A 17488-nucleotide genomic window follows, 5' to 3' on the forward strand; every position below is an offset into this window, starting at 1 on the left:
TTGTGGTAGCAAATGCCAAGTAATAAACTTGAGGCCGAGCGTTGTGGAACGAACAAGGACGCGCGCATGACACGGCGCCGCACTTCGCCGACTCTTGGCGCGCCCAGCAGACCGCTCCCACAATTCCCCAGCCGTGGCCCGTATGCGAACCGCGACGTCAACGCAAAATCGAGAAAGCACATGAAACAGGCAGAGAAGATGACCCGACCCTCCCTCAATGACAACCACATCAAGATCATCGAGGCCAGACATCACGACCCATTCGAGGTGCTGGGCAAGCATCCGGATGAAAGCGGCGTAAACGTATGCGTCTATATTCCGCATGCCGTGGAAGTATCCATACTGGAAGGAAACCGTCGCCTGGAACGTATCGGCGAGAGCGATTTCTTCACCTGGCGCGGGGCGGCCAACGACGTTCCCGAGCACTATCGGCTGATCTGGCTTGACGATGCTCATCGTCAGCACATTGCCCATGACCCCTATTCCTACGCGCCGCAGATCGGCGATCTCGACCTGCACCTGCTCAGCGCGGGCAACCACCGCCACGCCTACAACATCCTCGGCGCAAATTGCCGCGAAGTCGATGGCGTCGCCGGCGTCTTGTTCGCCGTCTGGGCCCCCAATGCCGAGCGGGTGAGCGTGGTCGGCGACTTCAACCGCTGGGACGGTCGTCGCCACCAGATGCGCGTGCGTCCGGGCAGTGGCGTGTGGGAAATTTTCATCCCCGATCTTGCGCCGGGGGCGTTCTACCGCTTCGAGATCAGGAATCGCCATAGCGGTGAGGTGCTGCTTAAGTCCGACCCCTACGGACAGCAGTTCGAGGCGCGGCCGAAAACCGCGTCGATCGTCGTCGGCGATTCGGAGCATGTCTGGCAGGACGGCGAGTGGATGGCCAAGCGTGCCCTGTGGGACTGGCAGCACGCGCCGATGTCGGTCTACGAGGTGCACCTCGGTTCATGGCAGCGCGGACCGGAGGGGGAGTTTCTCAACTACCGCGAGCTGGCGGTCCGTCTCGTCGATTACGTCACGCGCATGGGCTTCACGCACGTCGAACTGCTGCCGGTCACCGAGCATCCCTTCGACCTCTCGTGGGGCTATCAGGCAACCGGCTATTTCGCCCCGACCAGCCGTTTCGGTACGCCGGACGACTTTCGCTTCTTCGTCGACCACCTGCATGCCCACCATATCGGCGTGATTCTCGACTGGGTGCCGGCGCACTTTCCGAAAGACGCTTATGCCCTCGCCCGCTTCGACGGCACGGCGCTCTACGAGCACGAGGACCCGCGCAAGGGCGAGCACCTCGACTGGTCCACGCTGATCTTCAACTTCGGTCGCAACGAAGTCAGAAACTTCCTGGTTGCCAGTGCGCTGTACTGGTTGCGCGAAATGCACCTCGACGGCCTGCGCGTCGACGCCGTGGCGTCGATGCTCTACCTCGACTATTCGCGTGAGGACTGGATTCCCAACATGTACGGCGGCCGCGAGAACCTGGAGGCGATCGACTTCCTGCGCGAGCTGAACAGCGTGGCGCACGTCGAATGTCCGGGCGCCCTGGTCATTGCCGAGGAATCCACGTCGTGGCCGCAGGTGACGCGGCCGGTCTATCTGGGCGGCCTCGGCTTCGACATCAAGTGGAACATGGGCTGGATGAACGACACCCTGCGCTACATCGCCCAGGAGCCGATCTATCGCCAGTATCACCACAATCTGCTGACCTTCAGCATGCTCTATTCGTTCACCGAGAACTTCATGCTGCCCTTCTCGCACGATGAAGTGGTGCATGGCAAAGGCTCGATGCTGAACAAGATGCCCGGTGACGAATGGCAACGCTTCGCCAACCTGCGCACGCTGTACAGCTACATGTTTACCCATCCGGGCAAGAAGCTGCTGTTCATGGGAACCGAATTCGGCCAGGGTCTGGAATGGAACAGCGCCGGCGTGCTCGACTGGTATGTGCTCGAATACCCGCTGCACAGCGGCATGCAACGCATGGTGGCCGACCTCAACCACCTCTATCGCGACACTCCGGCGCTTTACGGTCACGAGTTCGAGTGGACCGGCTTCGAGTGGATCGACTGCAACGATTCCGCGCAGTCGATACTGAGCTTCGTGCGCCGCGCCGGATCCGAGTTCGTGATCGTGGTCGTGAACCTGACCCCGGTCCCGCGTACGAACTACCGCATCGGCGTGCCTGACGAAGGCGCTTACGCCGAGATCTTCAACTCCGATTCACATTTCTACGGTGGCAGCAACCTCGGCAATGGGCAGGATTCTCTGATTGCCCACTCGCTACCGTGGATGAATCGTTCGCACTCACTGGAAGTCACCGTGCCGCCGCTGGCGACCATCGTGCTGAAGCCGGTTCGCTAGCCGGGTCGTTGCCATTCGCGACAAGCGCGAACGCTGCTCCATGCCGGGCGTGCCGCCGAAGATCGAGCGCGGCGGCGCGCCACGGCTGCAAATCGGCACGCGCTTTCTTGCCGGCGATGGCTTCTGCGGGCACTGCCCGCTCAGCGCGGTACGGAAAACGTCAGCGCTCCGCCGTCGCACATGCCGTCCGACAGGATCAGCAGCCTGTAGGCTTGTGGCGTCTCGTCCAGCACGGTCATGGCCTCGGGTTTCAGCTCCTTGTCTTCGCAGACGTTCGCTTTTCCTGCCTTGATCTCGCGCAGTTCCACGCCACCGAGATCGAGGGTGGCCAGCGTTTTGGGGGTGACCACCCCGCTGCTACTTTTTCCGTCCCACCAGGATATCACCCACTTCACTCCCGGCTGCGTGGCCGGGTCGTCGTCCGGCCCGGTCAACAGCAGGATACCGCCTTGAACGGCCACCATGTCGCGTATGCCACGCCCTGCGCCGACCTTGATTCGGGTGATGCTGGCCCGGACATCGCCACCCTGGAACAGCGCTTCGCTATCGACGGCAAGGATGACGGCCTGGCGCTTCCTGGCCGGGCCACGAAAGCCGAAATAGAGGCGTCCGTCGCTGACCGCCAGGCCTTCGATGTTGACCCCGTGCTGCCCGAGCAACTTCGGCGCCTCGGGGGGAGCAGTCGTGCCCAGGCATTTGCCTTCGCCGACATGCGCCTGGAGTTCGGGCTGCGCTTGCATGATCGACCACAGGCGTCCGCTGTCGGCGTAATCCACCAGCACCCCGCTGGGGTCACCGCCCGGAGAGCGCAGCGCACGGCCGGTCGCCGGATCGCGGCGAAAGCGGATCACATGGCGGCTGTGCGGGTTGTTCCGGCAGTCGGAACGCTTCGCCGAGTGCGAGCCGGTGACGTAGAAGTAGTTGCCGTCGGTGGCCGCGCCTTCGGCGTCCAGTTCACCCTCGTCCGCGCGCAGCGCAACCCGCTCCGGCCCGACCACCAGGGTCCCGTCGCGCAGGGTGGCGTAACGCGCCTCGACCCCCTCGTCGAAGACCAACAGGCAGATGCGCTGTTGCACGGCACTGCGGCTGCAAGCGATGCCGCTCACCGAGCGACGGATCTTTGCGTCTTTCTTTTTGCCCAGCTTGAAGGAGAAGCCATCGCCGCTATCCCATGGCCCGCTGGTCGGCTGCACGCTGGGGATGGTGAGCGGTGTTTGCGCATACGTGCTGCCTGGCGCCCAAAGAAGGCTGGCACTGACGAGCGCCAGCGCGCTGCGGCGCCAGGACGGTAGAAAGCGGGTTCCGGAATGCTTCATGGTCTCGGAGTGCTCCGGGAGGTCATTGATCTTCCTTGCACATACGGCGGATTTCATTTTCCTTGATGGCCAGATCGACCTGTTGCAGGACGGCGTCGACATCGGCCAGTCGTTCGTCGGCAACGACGTACCCGGTCAAGGCAAGGTCCGGAGTCAGCGAGCCACTTTCGTAGTGCGCCCAGATCTCCTTGCCGAACTGGGTGTCCGCCAGCGACGGCGCAAAAGCGCTGAAGTAGGTTCGCAGATTGATCACGTCGCGGGCGAACATTTCGGCGGCGTTGCTGTTGCCCGCCGCATCGATGGCCTGGGGCACATCGATGATCACCGGTCCGTCCTCGCCGACAAGGATGTTGTATTCGGAAAGATCGCCGTGGATGATTCCGGCGCACAGCATCCGTACCACCTGATTGATGAGCAGGGCGTGAAATTCCAGCGCCAGTTCGTCGCTGAGCTCGACATCGTTGAGGCGCGGAGCGGCATCACCGTTGGCGTCTACGATCAAATCCATCAGCAAGACACCCTCGTAGCACAGATGCGGCTGCGGGACCCGCACACCCGCCGCAGCCAGCCGATACAGGGCGTCGACCTCGGCACTCTGCCAGACCTCTTCCTGCATCTTGCGCCCAAAACGGCTGCCCTTCTCCATGGCGCGCGCCTGCCGGCTGTTTCTTACCTTGCGACCCTCCTGATACGAGGCGTTGTGGCGGAAGCTACGTTGACTGGCTTCCTTGTAGACTTTGGCGCAGCGAATGTCTTCGCCGCAGCGAACGACATAGACGGTGGCCTCCTTGCCGCTCATGAGCTGGCCGAGCACCTCGTCAACGAGGCCTTCTTCAACGAGCGTGGCGAGCCTTGCCGGGGTCTTCATGGGGTGTTCATTTCCTGGTTTTCCTACTGAGGGCGATGGGCAAACTGCGCGACCGAGGCACCGGACAAGACGATCATGGTCAGCGAGCCAGTCGAGCGCAGACCTCGAAAAGCCTGCGGCAACCACGCAGTGTAGCGTCTTCTGCCGCACACGAGAGCGCCGCGTCGTCGCGACGCAGCGTCGCCGGCCTATACTGAGCCGCGGACAAGAAATCATCGATTGCCATGCGCGGCCATCGCCAACAGAATGCGAATCGACACGCGCCTGGCTTTTCCGGATTAGCCCTAGCAAAACCAGCACTACCGCAACAGGATCTCCATGTCGATCAGTGTCCTCGATCTGTTCAAAATTGGCGTTGGCCCGTCGAGCTCCCACACCATCGGCCCGATGCAGGCAGCGCACGACTTCGTCCTTGATCTGGCAGCCAGAAAGCTGCTCGGCGCGGTGCGCCGTGTCGACGTCAGGCTCTACGGCTCGCTGGCAGCGACCGGGATCGGGCACGGCACCGATCGTGCGGTGATCGTCGGCCTGATGGGCCAGCGCGCCGACACCATCGATCCTGACTTCATCGCTCCCGCGGTCGCCGAGGTGCAACGCAGCGCCAGTCTGCTGCTCGCCGCAAGGGTCGCCGTGCCTTTCGACTGGGGCCGCGACATGCGCTTGTTGCCGGTGAGCCTGCCCTACCACCCCAACGCCTTGCGGCTCGGCGCCCACGGCGACGATGGCGTGCTCTTCGAGAATACCTTCTACTCGGTCGGCGGCGGCTTCGTGATCGACGAAGCGCAGGCCAGGGCCGGCGCCAGCGCCCGCGCGATCGCGGAAAAGCCATTGCGCCACGAGTTCAATAGCGCCGCCGACCTGCTGGCCATCTGTCGCCGGCATTCGCTGCGCGTCAGCGAGGTGATGCTCGAGAACGAACGTGCCTGGCGCGGCGACGACGAGACGCGGGCGGCGCTGCACCGTATCTGGAAAGCCATGCGTGCCTGTGTCGCCCGCGGCATCGCCCACCAGGGCGGCGTGCTGCCGGGCGGCCTCGAAGTGCGCCGCCGCGCGCCGGCGCTGCACGCCAAGCTGCAGCAGCGCGAAGTCGGACGCAATCTGATCAGCGACACCATGGCCGCGCTCGACTGGGTCAATCTCTATGCGCTGGCGGTCAACGAGGAGAACGCCGGCGGCGGCCGCGTAGTCACCGCGCCGACCAACGGCGCAGCCGGAATCATCCCCGCCGTGCTGCACTACTACATGGACTTCCAGCCCGGCAGCAGCGCCAGCGACGTCAGCGACTTCCTGCTGACTGCAGCGGCCATCGGCACCCTGTGCAAGAAGAACGCGTCGATCTCGGGTGCCGAAGTCGGTTGTCAGGGCGAGGTCGGCTCGGCCTGCGCGATGGCCGCAGCCGGGCTCACTGAAATCATGGGCGGCAGCCCTGAACAGGTCGAGAACGCCGCCGAAATCGGCCTCGAACACAACCTCGGCCTGACCTGCGACCCGGTCGCCGGTCTCGTGCAGGTGCCGTGCATCGAGCGCAACGCGATGGCTTCGATCAAGGCCATCAATGCCGCCCAACTGGCGCTGCGCGGCGACGGCGCGCATACCGTTTCGCTCGATCACGCGATCCGCACCATGCGCGACACCGGCCGCGACATGCTCGACAAATACAAGGAAACCTCACGCGGCGGCCTGGCGGTCAGCTTCACCGAATGCTGAGCGCGCGTGCACCGACCAGCTACTCGAGGCCCGGGCATACGAGAAGCTGGGTGCCTGCGCGACGCTCCTGACAACATCTTGTAGTAGGGCAAGAGCATTTGTGCGCGGCGGGCTCAACCCCTACCGACGCCAGCAGTCGCCCGCACATCTGTGACGATCCTTGCGCCCCGTTACCGGCGAGCGAGGATCGTCAGTCACTCGCAGCCGGGACCGATAACGACGTGCGTGTATAATCCCGCTCGATGGCAGCAGACGTCGCGCTGATACCCCGCTCCTCGCGCAGGACACAGGCCCACCCTTATGAAACCTTGCCCCGACAATGACTTCGGTCGTCACCTGCCGGCCGCTTGCGGCGCCGGCGAGGCGCGCTGCGCGCCCTGAACGAGGCATGAGCAGACGTCTGATCTGGGTCCTCTGGATCGCCCTGGCGGCGGTCTGGTTCGGCACGCTCGACCAGCGCGCGCTGGTCCGCCCGGACGAAGGGCGCTATGCGGAAATCCCGCGCGAAATGGCGGCCAGTGGCGATTGGGTGACGCCCCGCCTGAACGAGTTCAAGTACTTCGAGAAACCGGCGCTGCAATACTGGGCGACGGCCGCCGGCTACAAGGTATTTGGTCAAAGCGAATGGACGGCGCGCCTGTGGCCGGCGCTGACCGGGTTTCTGAGCGTCCTGCTCGCCTGGTGGACCGGCCGCCGCCTGTGGGGGCCGGTGGCCGGCCACCTGGCGGCGGCGATCCTGGCCAGCTCGCTGCTCTTCGTCGTTCTCGGCCACCTGATCACGCTCGACATGGGCCTGTCGTTCTTTCTGCAGGTCGCGTGGACCGCTTTCCTTTTCGCGCAGAATGACGAGCGGAGTTCCAGCCGGCGCTGGATGCTGCTCGCCTGGGGGGCGCTGGCACTGGCGGTGCTCTCGAAGGGACTGGTCGCCCTGGTGCTGGTCGGCGCCGCGCTGGTCGGCTACACGCTGCTCAACCGCGACCTTTCGCCGTGGAGGCGACTGGCGCCACTGCGCGGGCTGGCGCTGTTCCTGCTCGTCGCCGCGCCATGGTTCGTCGCCGTGTCGCTGGCCAATCCCGAATTTCCGCAGTTCTTCTTCATCCACGAGCACTTCGAGCGCTTTCTGTCGACGGTGCACCGGCGTAACGAGCCGGGCTGGTATTTCCTTGCGGTGTATGCGCTCGGCGCGCTGCCATGGTCGCTATTGCTGGTACACACGCTGCTCAAGTCGTGGAGCCAGGGGGTTGGAGGTCGCTTCAGCGCCGACCGTTTCCTGCTCGTGTGGATCATCGCGACCTTCGCCTTCTTCAGCGTCTCCGGCTCGAAAATGGCGCCCTATATCCTGCCCATCTTCCCGGCCCTGGCACTGCTCGGCGGACACAATATTGCCAGCCTGTCGCGCCGTGCCTGGCTGATTCATCTGGCGCTGCTCGCAGCGCTGGCCGTGGCCGCACTGGCGACGGCGCCGCGGGTGCTGCGCCTGGCGGGCGACTCGTACTCGCTGGAAATGCTGCAGGGGGTCCTGAACTGGCTGACCGGTGCGGCGGCGATATCGCTGGCCAGCATCGTCGCGGCGATGCTTCTGGCCTGGGCGCAGCACAAGGTCGCGGCGGCGGCGATCCTGGCCGTCGGCGGTCTCCTGAGCACCAGTGCCGGCTTGCTCGGGCACGACCATCTGTCGCCATACAGTTCCACCCGCGGCCTCGCCGTGCAGGCGCAGCCTCGGCTCAAACCGGGTGTGCCCTTCTACAGCGTGGACTATTACGAGCAGACGCTGCCCTTCTACCTCAAGCGCACGCTGACCATGGTCGCCACCGAGAATGAACTGTCGTTCGGCATCGAGCAGGAGCCGCACAAGTGGATTCCGACGATCGACGAGTTCACGCTCCGCTGGCACCATGACCGCGACGCGTTCGCGGTCATGACCCTCGATGTTTTCGAGCGCCTGGCGACCGCGGGTCTGCCGATGACCGAGATCGCCCGCAACCGGCGCTACGTGATCGTCGAGAAGCCGGCCGCTCCTGTTGCGCTTCCTGTCACCGCGACCGTCACTGTGTCCACTACCGCGCCGGCCGCCGCTCGTGCCACCGTTCCGGCCAGTGCTCCGGCGGCGCATGGCCCGGGAATGAGCGGCAACAGTCGCGTCGCAACGGGCGAAACACCGCCGGCAGAAAAGGCCGCGTCCCTCAACCACGCCAGCGATGGAGCCCCGCACTGAGATGACCCCTATCGCTTTTTCCCTGGTGCTCACCGGTGTGCTGCTCAACGCCGCAGCCCAACTGCTGCTCAAGGCCGGTACCAACGCTATTGGCCATTTTGATTTCTCACTGAGCAACCTCATCCCGATCGGCTTCAAGGTCGCCGGCCAGCCGGCGATCATCGCCGGCCTGGCCTGCTACGCGGTCAGTGTGGTGGTTTGGATAATGGCCCTGTCACGGGTACCGGTAAGCATTGCCTACCCGATGCTGTCGATCGGCTACGTGATCAACGCGCTGATCGCGCACTACTGGTTCGGCGAGATTCTGGTCATGCAAAAAGCGCTGGGCATCGGCCTCATTCTCATCGGTGTGATTCTGGTCGCCAACTCGTGAGTACCCCCATGTCACCGCCCCTGCCCATGCTGCCCATCACCCGCCCGTCGATTGACGAGGAGACGATCGCCGCGGTCGGCGAGGTACTGCGCTCGGGCTGGATCACCAGCGGGCCGAAGGTGCAGGCTTTCGAAGCTGCACTATCGAACATCTGCGGCGGCCGACCGGTGCGCGCGTTCAACTCCGGTACGGCGACTCTGGAGGTGGCGTTGCGCCTGGCCGATGTTGGCCCCGGCGACGAGGTGATCACGACACCGCTGACCTGGGTGGCGACGGCCAACGTGATCCTCGAAGTCGGCGCCACGCCGGTGCTGGTGGACGTCGACCCGGTCACGCGCAACATCGATCTCGAACAGGCAGAGGCGGCGGTCACGCCACGCACCAGGGCGCTGCTTCCGGTCGACCTGGCCGGCCTGCCGGTAGACCGCGATCGGCTCTACGCGATTGCCGCCCGACATCGCCTGCGCGTCGTCGAGGACGCTGCCCAGTCGTTCGGCGCGGCGTGGAACGGGCAGCCAATCGGCAGCATGGGCGACTTCGTCTCATTCAGCTTTCATGCCAACAAGAACCTGACCACCTGCGAGGGTGGCGCGCTGGTGCTGCCGCACGACATCGACCCCGGACTCTGTGAGCGTCGACGGCTGCAGGGCGTCAAGCGCGCTGCCGACGGCACGATGGACGTGGACGTCCTCGGCGGCAAGTTCAACCTGACCGACGTCGCCGCCGCACTGGGCCTCGGCCAGCTCAGACGGCTGCACGAATTCACCGAACGGCGTCGCGCGCTCGCCCGACGCTATTTCGCGACGATCGAGCCGACGCTCGGCCTGACGCTGCCCGTGGCCGACTTCCACCACTGCAACTGGCACATGTTTCAGCCGCTGCTGCCGGCCGGAAGCGATCGCGGCGCTTTCATCGCAGCCATGAAGGAAGAGGGTATCGGCATCGGCGTACATTACCCGCCGCTGCACCTGTTCAGCCTCTACCGGGGACTCGGTTTTCACGCCGGACAGTTCCCGCAGGCTGAAGATGTCGGTGCCCGAACCGTTACACTGCCGCTTTTCCCGGCGATGAGCGATGGCGACGTGGACCGCGTCTGCGCCGCCCTGCGCCGTACATTGACCTAGTGGAGTGCCGAGCCAGCCATGATCCCCCCCGAAATCTCCGTCATCATTCCCGTCTACAACGAAGAGGACGGCCTGCCGACGCTGTTCGCCCGCCTCTATCCGGCGCTCGACCAGCTCGACACGCCGTACGAGGTCGTATTCATCAACGACGGCAGCAGTGACCGTTCGGCAGCGCTGCTCCGCGAGCAGTACGAGCGCCGGCCGGACGTCACCCGCGCCATTCTCCTGGCCGCTAACGCCGGCCAGCACATGGCGATCATGGCCGGCTTCGAACACGCGCGCGGGCAGATCATCGTCACCCTCGACGCCGATCTGCAGAACCCGCCCGAGGAGATCGGCAAGGTCATCGACAAGATGCGCGAAGGCCACGACTACGTGGGCAGCATTCGCCGCATACGTCACGACAACCTGTTCCGCAGCAGCGCGTCGAAAGCGATGAACTACCTGCGCGAGAAAATTACCCGCATCCGCATCACTGACCAGGGCAACATGCTGCGCGCTTATTCGCGCACGGTGGTGAACGCCATCAACTCGTGCAAGGAAGTCAGCACCTTCATCCCGGCACTGGCCTACACCTTCGCCCGCAACCCGGCGGAGATCGTCGTCGAACATGAAGAGCGTGCGGCCGGTGCGTCGAAGTATTCGCTCTATAGCCTGATCCGCCTCAACTTCGACCTGATGACCGGATTCTCGCTGGTTCCGCTGCAGTGGTTCTCGATGCTCGGGATCGTCGTCTCGCTTGGCTCGGCGGCGCTGTTTGTGCTGCTGATCGTTCGTCGCCTGGTCGTTGGCCCGGAGGCCGAGGGCTTGTTCACCCTCTTCGCGCTGATGTTCTTCCTGATCGGCCTGGCGCTCTTCGGTATCGGCCTGCTCGGCGAATACGTCGGCCGCGTCTACCAGCAGGTACGTCACCGCCCACGCTACCTGATCGAAGCCATCCTCGAAGGCGACCAGTGAGCCAAGCCCCGCAGGCGGTACGAGCGGTGGTCTTCGCCTACCACAATGTCGGTGCTCGCTGTCTGCGCGTGCTGCTGGCGCACGGCGTGGACGTCGCGCTGGTGGTGACCCATGCGGACAACCCTGCCGAGAACATCTGGTTCGAATCTGTGGCCGAAGTGGCGCGCGATTACGACCTGCCCGTTGCCACTCCCGACGACGCCAACACGCGCGGGTTTGCTGCCCAGCTGCGCGCGCTGCAGCCTGATTTCTTCTTCTCGTTCTACTATCGGCAGATGCTCAAGCCTGCGCTGCTGGCGATCCCGACGCGCGGCGGCTACAACATGCACGGCTCACTCCTTCCCAGATACCGCGGCCGGGTACCCGTGAATTGGGCGCTGATCAATGGCGAACGCGAAACCGGCGCTACCCTGCACCGTATGGTCGAGAGGCCCGATGCGGGCGAAATCGTCGCTCAACAGGCGGTACCCATCCTCCCCGACGATACCGCTGGCGAAGTCTTCGCCAAGGTGACCCTGGCCGCCGAACTGGCGCTCGACCGGGTACTGCCAGCGCTTCTCGGCGGCACTGCGACACACCTGCAACCCGACCTCAGCGTCGGTAGCTATTTCGGCGGCCGCAAGCCCGACGATGGCCGCATCGACTGGAAGCAGCCGGCGGCAGTGGTGCACAACCTGATCCGCGCCGTCGCGCCGCCCTACCCCGGAGCCTTTTTTTTCATCGGCGAACGGCGTATCGTCGTCACCCGCAGCCTGACGAGCCGTGCTTCGCGCGGCCCGAGCGGGCGACCCGAGCTGCATACCGACGGCGATCACCTGCTGGCCCGTTGCGCGGACGGTGGCGTGCTCAGGATTCTGTCACTTGAAGTGGACGGCGAGCCCCTAGCGCCCGCCGCCCTGCCCGCCCGCCTGGGCCAAAACCCTATCCCCCTAGTCTGACTACCATGAAAAAAATCCTCATCCTCGGCGTCAACGGCTTCATCGGCCACCACCTCTCGCAACGCATCCTGGCCAGTACCGACTGGGAGGTTTACGGGATGGATATCAACAGCGAGCGGGTCGCCGACCTGCTGCACGATGCACGCTTCCATTTCTTCGAAGGCGACATCCTGATCAGCAAGGAATGGATCGAGTATCACGTGCGCAAGTGCGACGTCGTCCTGCCGCTGGTCGCCATCGCCACCCCGGCGACCTACGTCACCGAGCCACTGCGCGTCTTCGAGCTCGACTTCGAGGCCAATCTGCCGATCATCCGGCACGCCGTCAAATACAAAAAACGGGTCGTTTTCCCATCGACCTCCGAGGTCTACGGAATGAGCCAGGATCCGGAGTTCGACCCCGAGAGCTCGCCGCTGATCTACGGCCCGATCAACAAGCCGCGCTGGATCTATGCCTGCGCCAAACAGATGATGGACCGTGTGATCCACGCCTACGGCCAGCAGGAAGGCTTGCAATTCACCTTGTTTCGCCCCTTCAACTGGATCGGCCCAGGCCTTGACTCGATCCACACGCCCAAGGAAGGTTCGTCGCGTGTGATCACGCAGTTCCTCGGCCACATCGTGCGTGGCGAACCGATCAAACTGGTTGACGGCGGCGCGCAAAAGCGTTCGTTCACCTATATCAGCGACGGCATCGATGCCTTGATGAAGATCATCGACAACAAGGACGGCGTTGCCGACAGCAAGATTTACAACATCGGCAATCCGAAAAACAACTACTCGATCCGCGAGCTGGCCACCTTGATGCTCGACCTCGCCAAACGATACCCCGAATACGCCGACTCCGCCGCCAAGGTGAAGGTCCTCGAAACGACCTCGGCCGAGTATTACGGCAAGGGCTACCAGGACACCCAGCACCGTGTGCCAAAGATCACCAACACCATGGCCGACCTGGACTGGGCGCCGAAAGTGACCTTCGAGGACGCCCTGCGCGGCATCTTCGAGGCCTATCGCAGCGACGTCGCCGGCGCGCGCCGGCTGATGGACTGAAGGGGCACTCAGGCCAATCATCCATGCGCACACTCGTCCTCAAGATCGACGTCGACACCTACCGCGGTACGCTGATCGGTGTGCCGCGCCTGGTCGAACTCCTGCTCCGCCATCGCGCCGATGCCAGCTTCCTGTTCTCGCTCGGTCCCGACCACACTGGCCGGGCAATCAAGCGCGTCTTCCGCCGTGGCTTCATGCAAAAGGTGTCGCGAACCTCGGTGCTCGCTCACTACGGCTTCAAGACCCTGATGTACGGAACGCTGCTACCGGGCCCGGATATCGGCCGCTGCTGCGCCGGCATCCTGCGCAGCGTCGGCGAAGCCGGCTTCGAGACGGGCATCCACTGCTGGGACCATATCCGCTGGCAGGATGGCGTCCGCCACGCCGACGCGCGCTGGACCGAGCGCGAGCTGCAGCTCGCCACCAAGCGTTACTCGGAGATCTTTGGCGAAGCCGCCCGGATACACGGCGCTGCCGGCTGGCAGATGAATCCACACGCCCTGCGCCTGATGCAGCGCCTGGGCTTCAGCCACAGCTCCGACTGCCGCGGCACGCACCCCTTCATGCCCCTGTGGAATGCCGAAATCGTCAATTGCCCCCAACTGCCGACGACTCTGCCGACGCTCGACGAACTGATCGGCGTCGACGGCGTTGACGATGGCAACGTCCACGAGCACCTGCTCGCGCTCACGCGCGATGCCCCCGTAAATGGCCACGTCTTTACCCTGCACGCCGAACTGGAAGGAATGAAACTCCTTCCAGTCTTCGAGAAACTGCTCCTTGGCTGGCACGAACAGGGCTACACGCTCACTACCCTAAGCAAGCTCGGCGCCGGCCTCGACCCGTATTACCTGCCTCGCCACGAAATCCACTGGGGCCGCGTGCCCGGTCGTTCCGGCGAACTTCTTGTCCAGGGCGCCGAGTTCCTGAACGAGCGCCTGGCCTGACGAACGATCGTCTCGTCATTAGTTCGTAAGGTCATGAATTCGCCGTCGACCGGCCGCCGTCTCCATTGCAATCCTGACATCTTTCCGATCGTTAACGGCCAAAGCCCCCGACGAGGATTTGTCGGGGGCTTTGTGGAGGGGGAGCCTGGCGGTGACCTACTTTCACACATGAAGTATGCACTATCATCGGCGTACCTTCGTTTCACGGTCCTGTTCGGGATGGGAAGGGGTGGGTCCAAAGGGCTATTGCCGCCAAGCATAACGGTTTCGCACGCCGCGGTAGGCGGGGTGCGCAAAAGGGGAAGAAGGTAATGTGGGGCGTTGTGATTGCGCTTTGTTTCTGAGTTGCTGCTTAAGGTTATAGGATCAAGCCTCACGGGCAATTAGTACTGGTTAGCTTAACGCATTGCTGCGCTTCCACACCCAGCCTATCAACGTGGTGGTCTACCACGACCCTTCAGGGGGATCAAGTCCCCAGGGAAATCTTATCTTAAGGCGAGTTTCACGCTTAGATGCTTTCAGCGTTTATCTCTTCCGAACTTAGCTACCCGGCAATACGACTGGCGTCATAACCGGTACACCAGAGGTTCGTCCACTCCGGTCCTCTCGTACTAGGAGCAGCCCCCTTCAAATTTCCAGCGCCCACGGCAGATAGGGACCAAACTGTCTCACGACGTTTTAAACCCAGCTCACGTACCACTTTAAATGGCGAACAGCCATACCCTTGGGACCGACTACAGCCCCAGGATGTGATGAGCCGACATCGAGGTGCCAAACACCGCCGTCGATATGAACTCTTGGGCGGTATTAGCCTGTTATCCCCAGAGTACCTTTTATCCGTTGAGCGATGGCCCTTCCATACAGAACCACCGGATCACTATGACCTACTTTCGTACCTGCTCGACGTGTGAGTCTCGCAGTCAAGCACGCTTATGCCATTGCACTATCAGCACGATGTCCGACCGTACCTAGCGTACCTTCGTACTCCTCCGTTACACTTTAGGAGGAGACCGCCCCAGTCAAACTGCCTACCATGCACGGTCCCAGACCCGGATTCACGGGCCATGGTTAGAACCTCAAACAAACCAGGGTGGTATTTCAAGGTTGGCTCCACCAGAACTAGCGTCCCAGTTTCACAGCCTCCCACCTATCCTACACAGATTGGTTCAAAGTCCAATGCAAAGCTACAGTAAAGGTTCATGGGGTCTTTCCGTCTAACCGCGGGGAGATTGCATCTTCACAATCATTTCAACTTCGCTGAGTCTCAGGAGGAGACAGTGTGGCCATCGTTACGCCATTCGTGCAGGTCGGAACTTACCCGACAAGGAATTTCGCTACCTTAGGACCGTTATAGTTACGGCCGCCGTTTACCGGGGCTTCGATCAAGAGCTTGCACCCCATCACTTAACCTTCCGGCACCGGGCAGGCGTCACACCCTATACGTCCACTTTCGTGTTTGCAGAGTGCTGTGTTTTTATTAAACAGTCGCAGCCACCATTTCACTGCAACCCTTTCAGCCTACACCCGCGAGGGGCTTCAACCTATCAGGGCGCACCTTATCCCGAAGTTACGGTGCAAATTTGCCGAGTTCCTTCTCCTGAGTTCTCTCAAGCGCCTTAGAATTCTCATCCTGCCCACCTGTGTCGGTTTGCGGTACGGTCTCTCTGTAACTGAAGCTTAGAGGCTTTTCTTGGAAGCATGGTATCAATCACTTCGCGGTCAAAGACCACTCGTTATCACGCCTCAGAATTGATCTCCCGGATTTGCCTAAGAGACCTTCCTACACGCTTGAACCGGGACGTCCAACACCCGGCTGACCTAACCTTCTCCGTCCCCCCATCGCATTACAAAGAGGTACAGGAATATTGACCTGTTTCCCATCGACTACGCTTTTCAGCCTCGCCTTAGGGGCCGACTCACCCTGCGCCGATGAACGTTGCGCAGGAAACCTTGGGCTTTCGGCGAGGGAGCTTTTCACTCCCTTTATCGCTACTCATGTCAGCATTCGCACTTCTGATACCTCCAGCATCCTTCTCAAGACACCTTCAACGGCTTACAGAACGCTCTCCTACCATATCCTTACGGATATCCGCGACTTCGGTGCATAGTTTGAGCCCCGTTATATCTTCCGCGCAGGACGACTCGACCAGTGAGCTATTACGCTTTCTTTAAAGGATGGCTGCTTCTAAGCCAACCTCCTGGCTGTCTAAGCCTTCCCACCTCGTTTCCCACTTAACTATGTCTTTGGGACCTTAATCGGCGGTCTGGGTTGTTTCCCTCTTGACACCGGACGTTAGCACCCGATGTCTGTCTCCCAAGCTCGCACTCAACGGTATTCTGAGTTTGCAATGGTTTGGTAAGTCGCGATGACCCCCTAGCCATAACAGTGCTTTACCCCCGTCGGTGATACTTGAGGCACTACCTAAATAGTTTTCGGAGAGAACCAGCTATTTCCAAGTTTGTTTAGCCTTTCACCCCTATCCACAGCTCATCCCCTAATTTTTCAACATTAGTGGGTTCGGACCTCCAGTGCGTGTTACCGCACCTTCATCCTGGCCATGGATAGATCACTTGGTTTCGGGTCTACGCCCAGCAACTAATCGCCCTTATCAGACTCGGTTTCCCTACGCCTCCCCTATTCGGTTAAGCTCGCTACTGAACGTAAGTCGCTGACCCATTATACAAAAGGTACGCAGTCACCCCACGAAGGGGCTCCCACTGTTTGTATGCATGCGGTTTCAGGATCTATTTCACTCCCCTCCCGGGGTTCTTTTCGCCTTTCCCTCACGGTACTGGTACGCTATCGGTCGATTACGAGTATTTAGCCTTGGAGGATGGTCCCCCCATGTTCAGACAGGATTTCTCGTGCCCCGCCCTACTTGTCGCAAGCTTAGTACCACAACCAAGTTTTCGCGTACGGGGCTTTCACCCACTATGGCGCCACTTTCCAGAGGCTTCCGCTAACTCAATTGCTATCACTTGCAGGCTGTTCCCAGTTCGCTCGCCACTACTTTGGGAATCTCGGTTGATTTCTTTTCCTCCGGCTACTTAGATGTTTCAGTTCGCCGGGTTCGCTTCCTCACGCCTATATATTCAGCGTGGGATACTCCTTGCGGAGTGGGTTTCCCCATTCGGATATCTCTGGATCAAAGCTTCATTGCCAGCTCCCCAGAGCTTTTCGCAGGCTTGTACGTCCTTCATCGCCTGTAATCGCCAAGGCATCCACCACATGCACTTATTCGCTTGATCCTATAACCTTAAGCTCTCTTGCGAGACCTCGAAGCTACAGGCAACTCCTTTGTGCTCTCCCTGAATCAACAGGGAAATCGATGCAATCACAACCGTATCACCAGCCTCTCCACGCATCAAAACGACTGCGTTTAACCGGTGATACTACCTTCTTCCATTTTGTTAAAGAGCACGAGCCCCGTAAGGGGTCAGGCCTGAAAAGTCTACAAACTCTTCAGGCCTGACATCTCACAAGTTGCGGGTGGTGGAGGATGACGGGATCGAACCGACGACCCCCTGCTTGCAAAGCAGGTGCTCTCCCAGCTGAGCTAATCCCCCGGGTTCCGGGTGACAACACCTCCCAGAATGCCGCCAGGCGCCTCAATCACTCTCCGC

The 17488-nt window shown here is 61.9% G+C and carries 11 protein-coding genes, 1 tRNA gene and 2 rRNA genes; 9 read left to right on the plus strand and 5 right to left on the minus strand.

The features are described from left to right. The first annotated feature begins 180 nt into the window (after positions 1 to 180). The gene (gene glgB / locus QZ613_RS02415) at positions 181 to 2370 is read left to right on the plus strand and encodes a 1,4-alpha-glucan branching protein GlgB (protein WP_291865659.1); all 2190 of its coding nucleotides are present in this window, start codon (positions 181 to 183) and stop codon (positions 2368 to 2370) included. Between the two features lie 140 nt (positions 2371 to 2510). Here glgB and QZ613_RS02420 read toward each other — a convergent pair whose 3' ends face one another. Together QZ613_RS02420 and QZ613_RS02425 are read right to left on the minus strand one after the other, a co-directional pair. Next, positions 2511 to 3686, minus strand: coding sequence for a DUF3616 domain-containing protein (locus QZ613_RS02420; protein WP_291981408.1), 1176 nt, complete (start codon positions 3684 to 3686; stop codon positions 2511 to 2513). Between the two features lie 22 nt (positions 3687 to 3708). After that, positions 3709 to 4554 (minus strand): PA4780 family RIO1-like protein kinase, encoded by an 846-nt coding sequence (locus tag QZ613_RS02425; protein WP_043569078.1) that lies wholly within the window; start codon positions 4552 to 4554, stop codon positions 3709 to 3711. Between the two features lie 318 nt (positions 4555 to 4872). On the opposite strand from QZ613_RS02425, the gene QZ613_RS02430 reads away from it, so the two are divergent. The 8 genes from QZ613_RS02430 (at position 4873) to QZ613_RS02465 (ending at position 13864) form a co-directional block, all read left to right on the plus strand. Continuing rightward, positions 4873 to 6261, plus strand: a complete 1389-nt coding sequence (locus tag QZ613_RS02430; RefSeq protein ID WP_043569077.1) for an L-serine ammonia-lyase — start codon at positions 4873 to 4875, stop codon at positions 6259 to 6261. A 388-nt stretch (positions 6262 to 6649) separates the two neighbouring features. After that, entirely contained in the window at positions 6650 to 8476 is a 1827-nt protein-coding gene (locus QZ613_RS02435; protein ID WP_291868586.1) for a glycosyltransferase family 39 protein, read from the plus strand. A 1-nt stretch (position 8477) separates the two neighbouring features. After that, positions 8478 to 8849, plus strand: coding sequence for an SMR family transporter (locus tag QZ613_RS02440; protein WP_043569074.1), 372 nt, complete (start codon positions 8478 to 8480; stop codon positions 8847 to 8849). An 8-nt stretch (positions 8850 to 8857) separates the two neighbouring features. Next, positions 8858 to 9973 carry a DegT/DnrJ/EryC1/StrS aminotransferase family protein gene (locus QZ613_RS02445; RefSeq protein WP_291901347.1) on the plus strand — a complete coding sequence of 372 codons (1116 nt, stop codon included), beginning with the start codon at positions 8858 to 8860 and terminating at the stop codon, positions 9971 to 9973. Positions 9974 to 9991: 18 nt separating this feature from the next. Then, entirely contained in the window at positions 9992 to 10930 is a 939-nt protein-coding gene (locus QZ613_RS02450) for a glycosyltransferase (RefSeq protein ID WP_291868593.1), read from the plus strand. Then, positions 10927 to 11868, plus strand: coding sequence for a formyltransferase (locus tag QZ613_RS02455; protein WP_291868597.1), 942 nt, complete (start codon positions 10927 to 10929; stop codon positions 11866 to 11868). The genes QZ613_RS02450 and QZ613_RS02455 overlap by 4 nt, the downstream gene beginning before the upstream one ends. A gap of 5 nt (positions 11869 to 11873) precedes the next feature. Beyond that, entirely contained in the window at positions 11874 to 12917 is a 1044-nt protein-coding gene (locus tag QZ613_RS02460) for a bifunctional UDP-4-keto-pentose/UDP-xylose synthase (RefSeq protein WP_291868600.1), read from the plus strand. Between the two features lie 23 nt (positions 12918 to 12940). Next, positions 12941 to 13864, plus strand: coding sequence for a 4-deoxy-4-formamido-L-arabinose-phosphoundecaprenol deformylase (locus QZ613_RS02465; RefSeq protein WP_291901356.1), 924 nt, complete (start codon positions 12941 to 12943; stop codon positions 13862 to 13864). A gap of 143 nt (positions 13865 to 14007) precedes the next feature. Here QZ613_RS02465 and rrf read toward each other — a convergent pair. The 3 genes from rrf to QZ613_RS02480 form a co-directional block, all read right to left on the minus strand. Then, positions 14008 to 14121 (minus strand): 5S ribosomal RNA (gene rrf / locus QZ613_RS02470). 105 nt (positions 14122 to 14226) lie between these two features. Then, positions 14227 to 17113 (minus strand): 23S ribosomal RNA (locus tag QZ613_RS02475). Positions 17114 to 17355: 242 nt separating this feature from the next. Continuing rightward, positions 17356 to 17431, minus strand: a tRNA-Ala gene (locus QZ613_RS02480). Positions 17432 to 17488 lie beyond the last annotated feature (57 nt).

This window comes from Candidatus Accumulibacter sp. ACC005 (assembly GCF_907163215.1).
Classification (GTDB): Bacteria; Pseudomonadota; Gammaproteobacteria; order Burkholderiales; family Rhodocyclaceae; genus Accumulibacter; species Accumulibacter regalis.